The sequence below is a fragment of the Geodermatophilus sp. SYSU D00691 genome, from assembly GCF_054050275.1.
The window spans coordinates 33,661-46,776 of record NZ_JBJGYZ010000036.1 but is presented as its reverse complement, the minus strand read 5'-3'; the positions used below and the strand labels follow the sequence as shown (position 1 = coordinate 46,776).

15 protein-coding genes are annotated in these 13,116 nt (G+C 75.1%); 9 read left to right on the top strand and 6 right to left on the bottom strand.

The genetic code is table 11. The features are described 5' to 3' along the window. Positions 1-3 precede the first annotated feature (3 nt). The 7 genes from flgL (at position 4) to ACI797_RS22375 (ending at position 4,798) form a co-directional block, all read left to right on the top strand. Positions 4-915, top strand: coding sequence for a flagellar hook-associated protein FlgL (flgL, locus tag ACI797_RS22405; protein WP_456861562.1), 912 nt, complete (start codon positions 4-6; stop codon positions 913-915). A gap of 16 nt (positions 916-931) precedes the next feature. Continuing rightward, on the top strand, positions 932-1,348 hold the full coding sequence (gene fliW, locus ACI797_RS22400; RefSeq protein ID WP_456861560.1) for a flagellar assembly protein FliW: 417 nt from the start codon (positions 932-934) through the stop codon (positions 1,346-1,348). Between the two features lie 76 nt (positions 1,349-1,424). Further along, entirely contained in the window at positions 1,425-1,709 is a 285-nt protein-coding gene (csrA, locus tag ACI797_RS22395) for a carbon storage regulator CsrA (protein ID WP_456861559.1), read from the top strand. A gap of 199 nt (positions 1,710-1,908) precedes the next feature. After that, positions 1,909-2,343: a hypothetical protein gene (locus ACI797_RS22390; protein WP_456861557.1), complete on the top strand. Its 435-nt coding sequence runs from the start codon at positions 1,909-1,911 to the stop codon at positions 2,341-2,343. Positions 2,344-2,384: 41 nt separating this feature from the next. Next, entirely contained in the window at positions 2,385-3,479 is a 1,095-nt protein-coding gene (locus ACI797_RS22385; protein WP_456861555.1) for a flagellar biosynthesis protein FliA, read from the top strand. A 228-nt stretch (positions 3,480-3,707) separates the two neighbouring features. Beyond that, complete coding sequence (locus ACI797_RS22380; RefSeq protein ID WP_456861553.1) at positions 3,708-4,049, top strand: hypothetical protein; 342 nt, start codon at positions 3,708-3,710, stop codon at positions 4,047-4,049. Beyond that, positions 4,049-4,798, top strand: coding sequence for a hypothetical protein (locus ACI797_RS22375; protein ID WP_456861551.1), 750 nt, complete (start codon positions 4,049-4,051; stop codon positions 4,796-4,798). Before ACI797_RS22380 ends, ACI797_RS22375 begins: the two co-directional genes overlap by 1 nt. Positions 4,799-4,828: 30 nt before the next feature. Here ACI797_RS22375 and ACI797_RS22370 read toward each other — a convergent pair whose 3' ends face one another. From ACI797_RS22370 to ACI797_RS22350, 5 genes are all read right to left on the bottom strand, one after another. Next, on the bottom strand, positions 4,829-6,721 hold the full coding sequence (locus ACI797_RS22370; RefSeq protein WP_456861549.1) for an NlpC/P60 family protein: 1,893 nt from the start codon (positions 6,719-6,721) through the stop codon (positions 4,829-4,831). Between the two features lie 172 nt (positions 6,722-6,893). After that, a complete protein-coding gene (locus tag ACI797_RS22365; protein WP_456540746.1) occupies positions 6,894-7,085 on the bottom strand; it encodes a hypothetical protein in 192 nt (63 codons plus the stop codon). A 193-nt stretch (positions 7,086-7,278) separates the two neighbouring features. Then, positions 7,279-8,568, bottom strand: a complete 1,290-nt coding sequence (locus tag ACI797_RS22360; RefSeq protein WP_456861547.1) for a citrate synthase — start codon at positions 8,566-8,568, stop codon at positions 7,279-7,281. A 71-nt stretch (positions 8,569-8,639) separates the two neighbouring features. Then, positions 8,640-9,164 (bottom strand): sugar 3,4-ketoisomerase, encoded by a 525-nt coding sequence (locus tag ACI797_RS22355; protein ID WP_456861545.1) that lies wholly within the window; start codon positions 9,162-9,164, stop codon positions 8,640-8,642. Between the two features lie 105 nt (positions 9,165-9,269). Further along, positions 9,270-10,358 carry a DegT/DnrJ/EryC1/StrS family aminotransferase gene (locus ACI797_RS22350; RefSeq protein ID WP_456861543.1) on the bottom strand — a complete coding sequence of 363 codons (1,089 nt, stop codon included), beginning with the start codon at positions 10,356-10,358 and terminating at the stop codon, positions 9,270-9,272. Between the two features lie 289 nt (positions 10,359-10,647). Between ACI797_RS22350 and ACI797_RS22345 the strand changes: the two genes are divergently transcribed. After that, a complete protein-coding gene (locus ACI797_RS22345) occupies positions 10,648-12,519 on the top strand; it encodes a hypothetical protein (protein WP_456861541.1) in 1,872 nt (623 codons plus the stop codon). After that, positions 12,516-12,935, top strand: coding sequence for a VOC family protein (locus ACI797_RS22340; RefSeq protein ID WP_456861540.1), 420 nt, complete (start codon positions 12,516-12,518; stop codon positions 12,933-12,935). The genes ACI797_RS22345 and ACI797_RS22340 overlap by 4 nt, the downstream gene beginning before the upstream one ends. 15 nt (positions 12,936-12,950) lie before the next feature. On the opposite strand, the gene ACI797_RS22335 is transcribed toward ACI797_RS22340, so the two are convergent. Then, entirely contained in the window at positions 12,951-13,088 is a 138-nt protein-coding gene (locus ACI797_RS22335) for a hypothetical protein (RefSeq protein ID WP_456861539.1), read from the bottom strand. Between the last annotated feature and the right edge of the window lie 28 nt (positions 13,089-13,116).

The following is a 13,116-nucleotide window of genomic DNA, read 5'->3' as shown; positions in this document are numbered from 1 at the left end:
GCGATGACGATGCGCATCACCCAGCGCGCGATGGTGCTGACCAGCCTGCAGGGGCTGACGAGCAACCAGCTGGCCGTCGACAAGCTCAACCAGCAGCTGACGTCCGGCCGGACGATCAGCCGCCCGTCGGACTCGCCCACCGGGACGAACACCTCGCTGATCACCCGCAAGGCGATCAGCGCCAACGACCAGTTCACCCGCAACATCACCGACGGCAAGACGTTCCTCGACGCCACCGACTCGGCGATGCAGAGCATGCTCACCCAGCTCCGTCGCGTCCGGGACCTCGCGGTCCAGGCCCTCAACGAGGGCGGGAGCACCGACCAGTCGCTGGAGGCCATCTCGACCGAGGTCGGCGGCATCCGGCAGAGCATGCTGCAGCAGGCCAACCAGGTCGTGCAGGGCCGGCCCCTCTTCGGCGGGGTGACCAGCGGGGACAGGGCCTACGACACCACCACCGGCGCCTACGTCGGGGTCGGCGGCGCGGGCGGGATCCCGGTGCAGCCGCTGGAGCGGCGGGTCTCCGCCGTCGAGAGGATCCGGGTCGACATCACGGGCGTGGAGGCCTTCGGCGACCCCGCGACGGGCAAGGACCTGTTCTCCGTGGTCGAGGACATCGCGGCGGACGTCGGGGACCAGACGGCGCTGGAGGGCCACGTCGCCGACCTCGACGCGGTGCTCGACCGCCTGCTGGAGGCGGCCGCCGACGTCGGCACGCGGTCGACCCGCATGGAGACGGCGGCGGCGGTGAACGTCGACACCGCGCTGAACCTCAAGAGCCGGCTGTCCGACACCGAGGACGTCGACCTGCCGAAGACGATCATGGAGCTCAAGATGCAGCAGAACAACTACCAGGCCGCGCTGCAGGCCACCGCGCAGTCGATCCAGCCCACCCTGCTCGACTTCCTGCACTGAGCGGACGGCCGACCCGATGACGTTGTCGCCCGCTGCCACCAGGCCGGCGTCCCTCGCGGTGCTCGCGCTGGCCGAGCCGATGCCCGGGTTCCCGCGCTACCGGGACTACGTGCTCGTCGGTGCCGACACCGACGGGCTGCTGTTCTGGCTGCAGTCCGTCGCCCCCGACGGCCCCCGGTTCCTGGCCGCGTCGGCGGCCCGCTTCTTCCCCGACTACGCCCCGGTCCTGACCCGGACCGTCCGCGCCGAGCTGGACCTGGAGGACCCGGCCGACGCGCAGCTGTACTGCCTGCTGACCGTCCCCCGCGGGGACGTCGGCTCGGCCACGGCGAACCTCCGGGCTCCCGTCGTGGTCAACCCCGTCGCCGGGCGCGCCCGCCAGGTCGTGCTCGCCGACGCGACGCATCCGATCCGGCGTCCCCTGCGCCGATAACGATGCTGGGCGGCCGGTGCGCACCTGCCGGACCGCCCGCGCCAGGAGGCCACCACAACCCATGGAGGGGTAACAGATGCTCACTCTCACGCGCAGCGTCGGCGAGACGATCCGCATCGGCGACGACATCGAGGTGCACGTCGTCGAGGTCCGCGGCGGCACGGTCCGGCTGGGCTTCAAGGCCCCCCGCGAGGTGCCGATCCACCGCGAGGAGGTCTACCGGCAGATCGCCGAGGCCAACCTCCTCGCCGCGCAGGTGACCGCCGACAGCCTCGGGGCGCTGGCCGCGTTCGTGCCCGCCGTCGCGGCCGAGCCGGCGGCCGACGGGACCGCACCGGCGCCGAAGGCACCGACCGCCTGACAGATCTCGCAGGTGGGGCCCGGCAGATTTGTCAGGCCTCGCCCGCGAGTTCGCGGTCGGTGACGCGGGCACCCACGACACGGGCAAGACCTGCCGAACCGGGCCCCTCACAACTGGGAGGGACACGGCAGGTCTTGTGCCGTGTTGCGGGCTGGCATGAGGCAGATTTCCCCCAGGCACGTAACAGGGGGCGATCACCATGCAACGCACTGCATCGAACAACGCAGCCACGGTCGACAACGAGACCGTGGTGGTGCACGTGCAGCTGCGCCCGCGCCGCGGAGCGACCCGCAAGTGCCTGGCGGCGCTCGCGGCGCTCGCGGCCGAGCACGAGTCGGTCTCGTTCGCCGTCACCGGCGTCAGCAAGGACGACCGCGTCGTCCGGCTGACCGTCGGCGTCGAGCTGGGCCCGCGCACCGCCATCGCGAAGTTCTCCCCGCAGGCGCAGGCGGCCTACGCCTTCGTCAGCGGGATCTTCACGTCGCTGTACGACCACATGCCGGTCTACACCGCCGAGCCCGGCGCCGAGGAGCGCGCCGCGGCCGCGACGCTGATCGAGACCGCCGCCCGCGGCGCCGGCGCGGCCGTGCCCGCGCCCCGCGAGGCCGCGCTCGTCGAGCGCGTCCCCGCCTGACCTCCCCCTCTCCTGTCTTCCCCGCAGTTCGAGGAGTCCCGGTGTCCGACCGTGCGCTGTCCGAGTCCCGATCCGGTGCGGCCGCGTCCCGCGCGCCCCTGGTGTTCGGTGGCATCCCCGAGGCCGAGGGGTGGGAGCTCGCGCCGATCTCCCCGCTCGACCGGGTGCACTTCCGCGTGGACCGGGAGCTGCCCCTCGACCAGTTCCGGGCCGATGCGCCCGACGGCGTGACGGTCAGCTACGACCAGGGCGACGGCCTCTACCGCGTGGACGGCGCCCCCGGGTCGGCGTCGGTGCTGGCCGACTGGGTCAAGGCGTGGTGCGCCCGGCACGGCGCCACCACCGTCGGCCTGCGCGCCGAGACCGACGTCCGCCGCCGCGCGCCGCGCGACCTGCCGCCGGCGTTCCTCGCCGACCTGTGCCGGCACTACGGGCCGGTCAGCCTCAAGCGGCTGCAGCGGAACATGAGCACCATCCGGCTGCACCTGCCCGACCCCGACGACCTCGGCCAGCAGGTCTACGAGTGGGTGCTCAAGGCGGTCAGCCAGTACGACGAGTCCAAGGGCGTCCCGTTCGGCGCCTTCCTGGCCACCCAGCTGTCCAAGTGGGTGCACGACCTGGGCCGCAACGCCCACGGCCGGACCGCCGCCGACACCGAGCACAAGCAGCAGAAGGCGATCGCGGCGTTCATCGCCGAGCACCAGCGCCGGCCGAGCGAGCGGGAGCTCGCCGCCCACATGGGCCAGAGCGTGGAGACCCTGCGCCGCAACTCGCAGACCGTGGCCACCCTCAACGGGCTGCGCAACCTGCAGTCGCTCGACGGCGGGCCGGACACCACGGAGGTGCTGCTGCCGGACTCCTCCGAGGCGCCGGACGAGATCATGGGCGAGGCGGAGCAGACCCTGCTCTCGCACGCGCTCACCGCCGCCTGCGCGCCCGACCCGGAGGCCCGCCGCGACCAGCGCGCCGGCCAGCCCAACGTCCTCGGCTGGGCCACCTGGTACCTCACCACGTGGGGCGGCCAGACGAAGACGCAGCTGTCGAACGACCTCAACACCTCGGTGCGCAACATGAACGTCTACGCCGACCGGGTGGAGAAGGCGCTCAAGCGGCGCCTCGCGGAGCTCGCCGACTGACGGTCCGCCGCCGCCGTCGACCCACCTCGCCGTCCGGCCAGGTGGGTCGACGCGTTCCCCGGGCCTGAGCGGTTCCGCCGAACCGTGCCGGTCGACTCTGTGGGAAACAGCCCGTGACTAGGGTCCATCCAGCCTCCGCGCTGCCGATATCCAACGTGTGACACCGCGCCCGACTCCCAGCCGCCGCACAGCGGCCGGGGCGCCGGGCCGACACGGGGAGGGACAGCGGTGACCGCGATCCACGGGGACCCGCTGCCGCAGGTCCTGGTTCCGCACTGGCTGACGGCGCGGCACCGCGACCAGCTGGCCGCCGTGCTGCACGAGGAGATCGCCGGTGCCCAGCTGCACCCGGTGGCCGCGATCCGGCTGCAGGACGTGCTGACCGAGCTGCACGTGGCCGCGGCGCGCGACGCGGTGTGGCCGGCCTCGGCCGACCGCGTGCGGCGGGCGACCGGCTGGGAGGCCGACGTGCTGCCGGTGCGGCTGTCGGCCGAGGAGCTGGCCGGGGTGCTCGCCGTGCCGGCGCTCTCCGACGAGCTGCGGGCGGTGCTCTCCGGAGTCCCCGCCTGATGGGGGAGAGCCCCTTCGGACGCTCGTCGCTCGGCCTGCTGCAGCGGTTGCGGCCGGAGCCCGTGCGCGTCGACGTCCTCCGCGACGCCGCCGAGGCCGTGCTGCCGCACCTGCGCACCGCCCGCCTGCGGCTGGCCGTCGAACGCTCCGCCGTCGTCCTCGAGGAGGACGAGCGCCGCCTGCACGTGCACCTCGCCGACCTGGCCGCCGACATGACCGACGCCGGGGTGCGCGCCACCCCCGAGGCCGTCTCCGCGGCGCTCGCCACCTGGGTGGCGCACCGGCCGGTGCCCGATGCCGCCGCCACCGCCACCGGGATCGCCGTCCTCGACTGGACCGACGCGACCGAGACCGCCGTCGCGTGGCGGGTCGCCGTCCGCCGCGGGGACCTGCTCGTGCCGTGGACGCCGTCGCCGTCGGCCGACGCCCGCCTGGTGCGCCGCGCTCGCGCGGCCGCCGCCGGCCGGGCCGGCGAGGTGGCGCTGGACCTGCGCACCGAGGGGCCGGTCGGCCTGTGGTCGCACGCCTCGGCACCGCTGCTGGCCACCGCCGGGCTCGTGGAGCCGGAGCGGCTGCGGGCGCGCACCGCCGCGGGCGGTCTCGAGCTGACCGAGATGACCGTGGTCGTGACGCCGCGGCGGCCGGTCGCCTGCGCCGAGCCCGGGGTGGCCGCGCGCCTGGCCGGCGAGACCGGCGAGGCCTGCGTGATCCTGCCCTGGCGCCGCCTACCCGACCTCTCCTGGTCATGACCGCTTTCGGCGCCGAAAGCGGGGAGTGCTCTACCCGAGGTTGCCGTACTCCCAGTGCCAGGGCTCGGGCTTCTCGCCGCCCGGCTGCGCCCACGGCGGGTTGACGAAGCCGAACCGGCCGGCGTTGGCCTGCATCCACGTCCACTGCGGGCTCCCGGCGACGTTGATGCCGCCGCAGAGGTCCACCGCCAGCGCCCAGCCGTGGTTCGACGTGCCGGGCCAGGCCGCCAGCCGGGGCTTGGCGCGGTACGCCGCCACCTGCGAGGCGTACGACCGGTACGAGTCGGTGATGCACAGCGGGCTGCCGAACGCGGCCCGGAAGGCATCGCTCAGCGCGGCGTACGACGCCGCGGCGTCGCAGCGCAGCGCGTGCCCGCCCATCCCCAGCCGGCACAGCGACGACGGCGGGATGCGGCCGTTCGCGAAGCCGCCCCAGGCGGGGTCCACCACGCCCGGCGGGGGGAGCGGGGCACCGCAGGCACCCATGCCGGCGGCGGGCGTCAGCGCCGGGTTCGCCGAGTCCGGCGCGGGCAGCGTCACGCGCACGGCCGTGTCGGCGGTGCCGAGGGAGCGGACGGCGACGGTGTGCCCGGCGGCGGAGGCGCCGACGACCTCGCCGGCGCCCAGGTAGATGCCGACGTCCTGGCCGCCGTCGCCGATCACCAGGTCGCCCACCTGCACGGCCGACACGGGCACGGCGGCGCCGGTCGCCCACTGGGCGGCCGGCGTCAACGGCAGCGCGTAGCCGGCGAGCAGCCACGTCGCGGCGGTGAAGCCGCCGCAGTCGTAGGCGTCGGGGCCGGTGCCACCGGGGACGTAGGGCTTGCCGAGCTGCGCCAGCGCGGAGCTGACCGCGGCGACGGTCTCGGCCGGCAGCACGGTGACCGGGCTGCTCCCGATGACCGCCCACGCCACACCGGGGATCGGCTGCCCGGCGGCGTCGAGCGCGGGGGACATGCCCGCGGGCAGCGCGTCCCCGTCGGTCAGCTCGCGCGCCGACGGAGGGTCGATGCCGGCGGCCGCCAGCGCGGCGAGGTAGTCCTGCCAGCGGCGCAGCGCGGCGGCGTCGCGGTCCTGCTGCACGCCGCCGGTGGTCAGGCCGGCCAGGCCGAGCGCGACCTCCGGCGCCAGGTCGTCGGTGGTCTCGCGGACCTCGGCCAGCGCCTCCGCGGCGGTCCGCTCGGCGGCGCGCAGCCCGGCCCGGGCGCCCGCGACGACCTCCTCGGCGGCCGCGACCGCGGTGGCGGCCCGCTCGGCGCGCACGACCGAACCCTGCAGGTCCTCGTCGGCGCGGTCGGCGAGCGCCTGCCGGTAGAGGACGCCGGCGGTGGCGTCGGGGTGCGCGACGTCGAGGCCCAGCAGGGGGTACCGGGCGGTCGCCGAGGCGCGGTAGAGGTCGGCCGACGCGGCGCCGACGACGTCCTGCTCCGAGGCGGCGGCGGCACGGGCGGTGGCGGCCGCGGACGCGGCGGCGGCCAGCTCGTCGCGCCGCTGGGCGACCTGCTGCTCCAGCTGCCGGTAGCGGCCGGCGGCGTCGACCAGCGTGGCCTGGGCGGCGAGCGCGAGCGAGGTGGCGTCGGTGGAGGTGCCGGCGGCACCAGGGGTGGGCGTCGTCGGCAGCAGGAGGGCGAGGACGGCGGGCACGGTCAGCGCGCCGACGGTCAGGGAGATCCGCTGCGACCAGCGCCGGCGGGCCAGCCGCCGCCGCTCCCTGCGCGCCGCGCGGGCGGCGCGGGCACGGGCGTGGGCGCCGCGGGCCTGGGGACCGCGGACCGCCGGCCGGCGGACGACGGGCTGCCCGGCCGTGGTGCGCTCGTCGAGCAGCTGCCGCAGCAGCGCCGCCTCGCGGGCCGACAGCGGCGGCCGGGCGGCGGGAGCGGCCGGGCGGGTCCGGGACGGCGGAGCCGTGCGCGTGCCAGGCACTGCGTCGTCCCCCCGCGGTCTCGTCCGGACTGGCCGGCCCCGGCTGCGGCGCGCAGCGGAGCCTCAGCCCGTCCATCGACGGGGTGCGGGGGCCGCCCGAGGGGTGGGGGAGGGGCGCTCACCCCATGGGGGGTGGGTGAATCCGGTGCCGGTTCGCCCGATCAGGTGACCGTCAGGGGGCCCACCAGGCGCCGTGCCGGTGGACGAGGGGGATGCGCAGCTCGCCGCCGTCCTCGGTGGAGACGACGAACTCGAGCTTGGTGATCCGGACCGGGCGACCGTCGTCCTCGGGTTCGACGACGCTGCCGGTGGCGAGCGGGATCGGAGGCAGCATGAGGACGTCCTCGGCGGGCTGCTCGGCCATGGTCGGTCCTCCAGGAAAGCGCGTGCGTCCCCACCGTAGGGCCCCGACCAGCGGCGGACCGCCGGGTGGACGCACCGCGGGGGGGGGGGGGGGGGGGGGGGGGGGCGGGGGGGGGGGGGGGGGGGGGGCGGGGGCGGGGCGCGCGGCGGGCGCCCCCCCCCCCCCCCCCCCCCCCCCCGCGGAGGTGGTGCGTCTAGCGGCCGTCGACGGCGACGTAGTCGCGCTCGGTCGCGCCGGTGTAGACCTGCCGCGGCCGGCCGATCTTCGTCGCCGGGTCGTTGATCATCTCCCGCCACTGGGCGATCCAGCCGGGCAGCCGGCCGAGCGCGAAGAGCACGGTGAACATCCGGGTGGGGAAGCCCATCGCCCGGTAGATCAGCCCGGTGTAGAAGTCGACGTTCGGGTAGAGCTTGCGCTGGATGAAGTAGTCGTCGTTGAGGGCGATCTCCTCCAGCTGCCGGGCCAGGTCGAGCAGCTCGTTGTTGCCGCCCAGCTTGTCGAGCACCGAGTCGGCGGTCTTCTTCACGATCGCCGCGCGCGGGTCGTAGTTCTTGTAGACCCGGTGGCCGAAGCCCATGAGCTTGACGCCGGGCTCCTTGTTCTTCACCCGCTCGACGAAGCGCGGGATGTTGCCGCCGTCCTTCTGGATCGCCTCGAGCATCTCCAGCACCGACTGGTTGGCCCCGCCGTGCAGCGGGCCGAACAGCGCGTTGATGCCGGCGGAGACGGAGGCGAACAGGTTGGCCTGCGAGGAGCCCACCAGCCGCACCGTCGAGGTGGAGCAGTTCTGCTCGTGGTCGGCGTGCAGCACGAAGAGCATGTCCAGCGCCTTGACCAGCTCCGGGTCCTGCTCGTACGGCTCGGCGGGAAAGCCGAACGTCATGCGCAGGAAGTTCTCGACCAGCCCGCAGGAGTTGTCGGGGTACAGGAACGGCTGCCCCACCGACTTCTTGTAGGCGTAGGCGGCGATCGTGGGCAGCTTGGCCAGCAGCCGGATCGTCGACAGCTCGACCTGCTCGGCGTTGAACGGGTCGTGCGAGTCCTGGTAGAAGGTCGACAGCGCGCTGACCGCCGAGGAGAGGACCGGCATGGGGTGCGCGTCGCGCGGGAACCCGTTGAAGAACATCTTCAGGTCCTCGTGCAGCAGCGTGTGCCGCCGGATCCGCTGGTCGAACTCCGCGAGCTGGTCGGCCGTGGGCAGCTCGCCGTAGATCAGCAGGTAGCTGACCTCGAGGAAGTTCGACTTCTCCGCGAGCTGGTCGATCGGGTAGCCGCGGTAGCGCAGGATGCCGGCGTCACCGTCGATGTAGGTGATCGCCGACGTGCACGACGCCGTGTTGACGAAGCCGATGTCGAGCGCGACCTGGCCGGTCGTCGACAGCAGCTTGCTCGTGTCGATGCCGTCCGAGCCCTCGGTGGAGGGCACGACGGGCAGGGGCAGTTCTCCACCGGGGTAGCGCAGGGCTACATCTGTCTCGCTCATCAGCACCGGACGCTACTGCTCCGGCGGCCGTCGCGCGGCCTCGCCCTCCCGCTCGGCGGAAGTAGTGACGCTCAGCCCGCCGTCGTCCGCCCCCGCAGGGCGGTCTTGGCCCGGAGGAACTCGTCGTAGTCGCGGTAGTAGTCGGCCTCGTCGTACTCCTGCGAGGCGAGAACCAGGCTGACGCTGCCGCTGGAGAAGTTCTCCAGGTGGGCCCAGACCATCGTCGGCAGGTAGAGGCCGTAGTAGGAGCGGTTGAGCGTGAACCGCTCGCAGTCGGTCCCGTCGTCGACGACCACGTCGAAGCTGCCCGAGACGGCGATGACGAGCTGCTCGAGCTCACGGTGCGCGTGGGCCCCGCGGGCCTCACCGCCGGGGACGTCGTAGAGGTAGAACACCCGCCGCACGTCGAAGGGGACGTGCCGGGCGCCCTCGACGAAGGTGAGGTTCCCGCGGGGGTCGGTGATGCGCGGCAGCTCGATGATGCGGCAGCCGAGCGCGGCGCCGCCCTCGGGCCAGTTCCGGTCCGACGCCCGGCGTCCCCAGGGCAGTGTCCGCCGTTCGGTACGGGCGTGGACCGGGAGGGTGTCGACCGACATCCCTCCATGGAACCGGACGGATCCCGTTTCTCCGGGCAGGACGGGGCGCAGGGGTTGCCGACGGTGGCGCGGGTTCTTGTGGAAGCTCTCCAGCGCGGGCACCGGTCAGGCCGCACGCCGGACGGCGTCGCAGACCTGCTCCACCTCGGCGTCGGTGAGGTAGGCGAAGCAGGGCAGCGAGACGACGTCGGCGCAGGCGCGCTCGACCTCCGCGGCCCCCGTCGGGCCCACCCGGGCGCCCAGCGCCGGCTGCAGGTGGTCGGCCACGGGGTAGTGGACGGCGGTCGCGACGCCGAGCTCCGCCAGCCGGGCGGCGAGCTCGTCGCGCCGCGGGTGCCGTCCGACCGCCAGGTGGCCCACGTCGCCCGGCGCCGAGGCGGGCACTTCGAGAGCGGTGCCCGCCGCGGCCTCGGCGTAGGCGGCCACGATCGCGCGCCGGCGAGCGTTCCACCGGTCCACGTGCGGCAGCTTGACGCGCAGCAGAGCCGCCTGCAGCTCGTCGAGCCGGGAGTTGCGGCCGCCGGGCGTGCCGACGACGTAGCGCTGCGACCACCCGTACTGACGCAGCGCCCGGACCCGCTCGGCCGTGCCGGCGTCGCGGCAGGTCACCGCGCCGCCGTCACCGAGGGCCCCGAGGTTCTTGGTGGGGTAGAAGCTGAAGGTGCCGACGTCCCCGAGCGTCCCGCACCGCCCGGCCGGGGTCGCGGCCCCGACGGCCTGCGCGCAGTCCTCGACGATCGCGACGTGGTCCGGCAGCACCGCGCGCAGCGCCGCGACGTCGGCCGCGCGCCCGTAGAGGTGGGTGACGACCACGGCTGCCGTGCGCTCCGTGCACGCCGCCGCGGCGCTGGCGGCGTCGAGCAGCAGACTGCCGCGGTCGACGTCGGCGACGACCACGTCGGCGCCAGTGGCGCGGGCGGCCGCCGCGGCGTAGCCGCCGGCGTTGCCGGCGGTCACCACCTCGCGGCCCGCGCCGACGCCCACCGCGCGCAGCGAGATCTCGAGCGCGTCCGTGCCGTTGGCCACGCCGACGGCGTGCGGCGCGCCCAGGAAGCCGGCGAGGTCGCGCTCGAAGGCGGCGTGCTGGTCGCCGTGCACGTAGTGCCCGCCGCGCAGGACGGCCAGCGCCGCCTCCTCGAGCTGCGGCTGGAGGTCGCGGTACTCGCGCGCGGTCTCGTTGAAGGGGACGGGCATGGCTCCTGGGACCTCACCGGGGGGAGGGGATGGTGGGCGCGACGGCCCGGTCCGACGCTACGTGGAGACCCGCGTGTGGCTGGTGCGGCTGCTGCGCCGGCCGCTCCGCCGACCCGTCGGACCTGCCCGGTGCGGCGCGGCTGCTCCACTACTCTCGCCGCCGCACCCCTCGTGTCCGGTGGCTTCCCCACGGGGGTCCGCCGGGAGGGCACCACCCAGCGCGTACCGCCGCCCCGTCCGGCTGCGGGGACGACGTGCTGCGCCCGCGACGACGATGGAGCTCGACCTGATGCAGGCAGCGACCGGTTCCGACCACCGCTTGCAGGACAACCGGCAGACCTACGAGCAGATCGTGGCCGCGGTCCGCAGCCACGCGCGCCGCGGGGACGTGGAACGCGTCCTGCGCACCGCCACCGTGGCGGCCAACTTCGCCTACAACGCGCCGACCGGTGCGCTGGCCGATCCGGAGCTCGAGCGGCTGGTCCGGGACGCGGTGCGGGATGACGGCGCCGTCCGGGTCGACCGGCAGCGGGAGGACGGCCGGGTCCTGCACGTCCTGACCGAGGGGTACGCCGTCGGCGGCCACACCCGGCTGGCCTGGCGGTGGATCGAGCGCGACCCGCGCCCGGCCGACGTCGCGCTGACGATGCAGCACGGCCCCGTGCCGGCGAACCTGCAGGAGGCGGTCGCGCGCTCGGGAGGCCGCGTCTATCACCTGCGCGAGGGGTACCCCGATCTCACGGCCCGGGCGCGCGTGCTGCGGGCGCTGATGGACGGCGTCGGCACCGTGGTGCTCCACGTCCACCCGTACGACGCCGTGGCGCTGGCGGCCGCGAGCCTGCCGGGGGCACGCCCGCCGATCGTCCTCGAGAACCACGCCGACCACACGTTCTGGCTCGGGCTCGGGGCGGCCGACATCGTGGTCGACAACCGGGCGATCGGGCGCCGCGTCAGCCGAGAGCTGCGTGGGGTGCCGGACGAGCGGCTCGCCGTGCTCCCCCTGCCCGTCGAACCGGCCGCGGGGGGCTCGACGCGCAGCGCCGTCCGGGAGCAGTTCCGGCTGCGACCCGACCAGGTCGCCGCGGTGTCGGTCGCCAGCGCGATGAAGATGGCGCCGATCTGGGGGCAGGGGTTCGACTCGCTCGTCGGCCGCCTGCTGATCCGGATCCCGGAGCTGGTGGTGGTCCTGGCCGGACCGACGGCGGACGGCGCCTGGGGGCGCCTGGCGTCCACCTTCCCGGGACGGGTGTTCCCCCTGGGCCTGGTGGAGGGCGTGGAGACCCTGTACCCCGGCATGGACGTCTACCTCGACTCCTTCCCGTGCGGCAGCATCACCTCGACCCTCGAAGCCGCCGCCGCGGGTCTGCCTCCTCTCAGCCTGCAGCTGCACCAGGGGTACGCCCAGCTCTTCTGCACCGATGCGCCGGGACTCGCGGACACCGGGTACGCCCACACCGCGCAGGACGAGTACGTGGCGGCCCTCCGCGCGCTCGTCGAGGACCCGGAGCTGCGCCGCAAGCGCGGCGAGCAGGTGCGGTCCGACGTGCTGGCGGCGCACGCCGGAGCCGGCTGGGACGAGGCCCTGGAGCGGGTGTACCGGCAGGTGCGCGAGGTCCCGGTCGCCGACCTGGCGGAGTACCCGCGGCCGGTGGTCGACACGGCGTACGGCAGCACCCTGCTGCCCTTCACCCTCGGGGGGCGGTCGGCGCCGGAGCCTGCCGCGTTCGGCGCGGCCCTCGGGCCGCAGATGGACGGCCGCATGCGCGGCGACCTCTTCGTGGCCGGCCAGGACCGCGGGCAGCGCCGGATGTCGGTGCGCGTGGCGCCCGGCTGGGAGGACCACCCCGCCTGGACGGCGCGGCTCGTACAGCTCGCCCAGGAGCACCCCGAGCTCACGGTGAGCCTGCCCCTCGCCGCGGAGGACGACGGGTCCGGGGCGCGGAGCGTCGCCGCCCTGCAGCCCGTCCTGGCGGTGAACGGCCTCACCACCGAGGACTGCGGGGACCTCAACATCGACCTCCGGCGTCCCTCGTCGGACGGGCCGGCGATCGAGGCCGAGCTGCCGCCGCAGCCCGAGGTGCTCGACGAGCTGGAGCTCATCCTGACCTCGCCGCTGTGGGAGGAGGCGTCGGCCGCCGTCGGCGGCGAGGCGGTCCGGTGACCGCCCCCGCCGTCCCGCCGCTCCCTGGGCTGACCTTCCACCACGTCGGACTGGCCTGCCGCGACCTCGCCGCAGAGACGGCGGCGCACGCCCTCCTGGGGTTCCGGCCCGAGGGCGCGGTCTTCGAGGACCCCCACCAGCGCGTGCGCGGGGCGTTCCGGACCCTCGGGCCGTTCCGGGTCGAGCTGCTCGAGCCCCTGGACGAGCGGTCGCCGCTGCTGGACTGGCTGCAGCGCGGGGTGCGGATGTACCACGTCTGCTACGAGACCGACGACCTCGACGGCGCGCTCGCGCAGCTCGGGCGGGCCGGGCACCGGGTGGTCTCGCCGCCCGCGGCGGCCGTGGCGTTCGACGGCCGGCCGGTCGCGTTCGCCATGCTCCGGACGCGGAGCCTGGTGGAGCTGCTCCAGCGCTGACCAGGGGGCGCCCGGTCACTCCGCGACGGAGAACGACGGTGCGCCGGCGTACAAGGTCCGCTGCAGGCGCACGCGGTGGAGCCCCTGGACCTCCCGCAGGGCCACGGTCTCCCCGGGCCAGCCCGGGTGCGCCACCTCGTCGAAGGCGACCACCGCGCCCTGGGTGATGTAGGGGTCGAGG

What these genes read in the sequence shown, in the direction of transcription:
- flgL (WP_456861562.1), top strand. Translation starts at nt 4, where the DNA reads ATGACGATGCGCATCACCCAGCGCGCGATGGTGCTGACCAGCCTGCAG.
- fliW (WP_456861560.1), top strand. Translation starts at nt 932, where the DNA reads ATGACGTTGTCGCCCGCTGCCACCAGGCCGGCGTCCCTCGCGGTGCTC.
- csrA (WP_456861559.1), top strand. Translation starts at nt 1,425, where the DNA reads ATGCTCACTCTCACGCGCAGCGTCGGCGAGACGATCCGCATCGGCGAC.
- ACI797_RS22390 (WP_456861557.1), top strand. Translation starts at nt 1,909, where the DNA reads ATGCAACGCACTGCATCGAACAACGCAGCCACGGTCGACAACGAGACC.
- ACI797_RS22375 (WP_456861551.1), top strand. Translation starts at nt 4,049, where the DNA reads ATGGGGGAGAGCCCCTTCGGACGCTCGTCGCTCGGCCTGCTGCAGCGG.
- ACI797_RS22365 (WP_456540746.1), bottom strand. Translation starts at nt 7,085, where the DNA reads ATGGCCGAGCAGCCCGCCGAGGACGTCCTCATGCTGCCTCCGATCCCG.
- ACI797_RS22360 (WP_456861547.1), bottom strand. Translation starts at nt 8,568, where the DNA reads ATGAGCGAGACAGATGTAGCCCTGCGCTACCCCGGTGGAGAACTGCCC.
- ACI797_RS22355 (WP_456861545.1), bottom strand. Translation starts at nt 9,164, where the DNA reads ATGTCGGTCGACACCCTCCCGGTCCACGCCCGTACCGAACGGCGGACA.
- ACI797_RS22350 (WP_456861543.1), bottom strand. Translation starts at nt 10,358, where the DNA reads ATGCCCGTCCCCTTCAACGAGACCGCGCGCGAGTACCGCGACCTCCAG.
- ACI797_RS22345 (WP_456861541.1), top strand. Translation starts at nt 10,648, where the DNA reads ATGCAGGCAGCGACCGGTTCCGACCACCGCTTGCAGGACAACCGGCAG.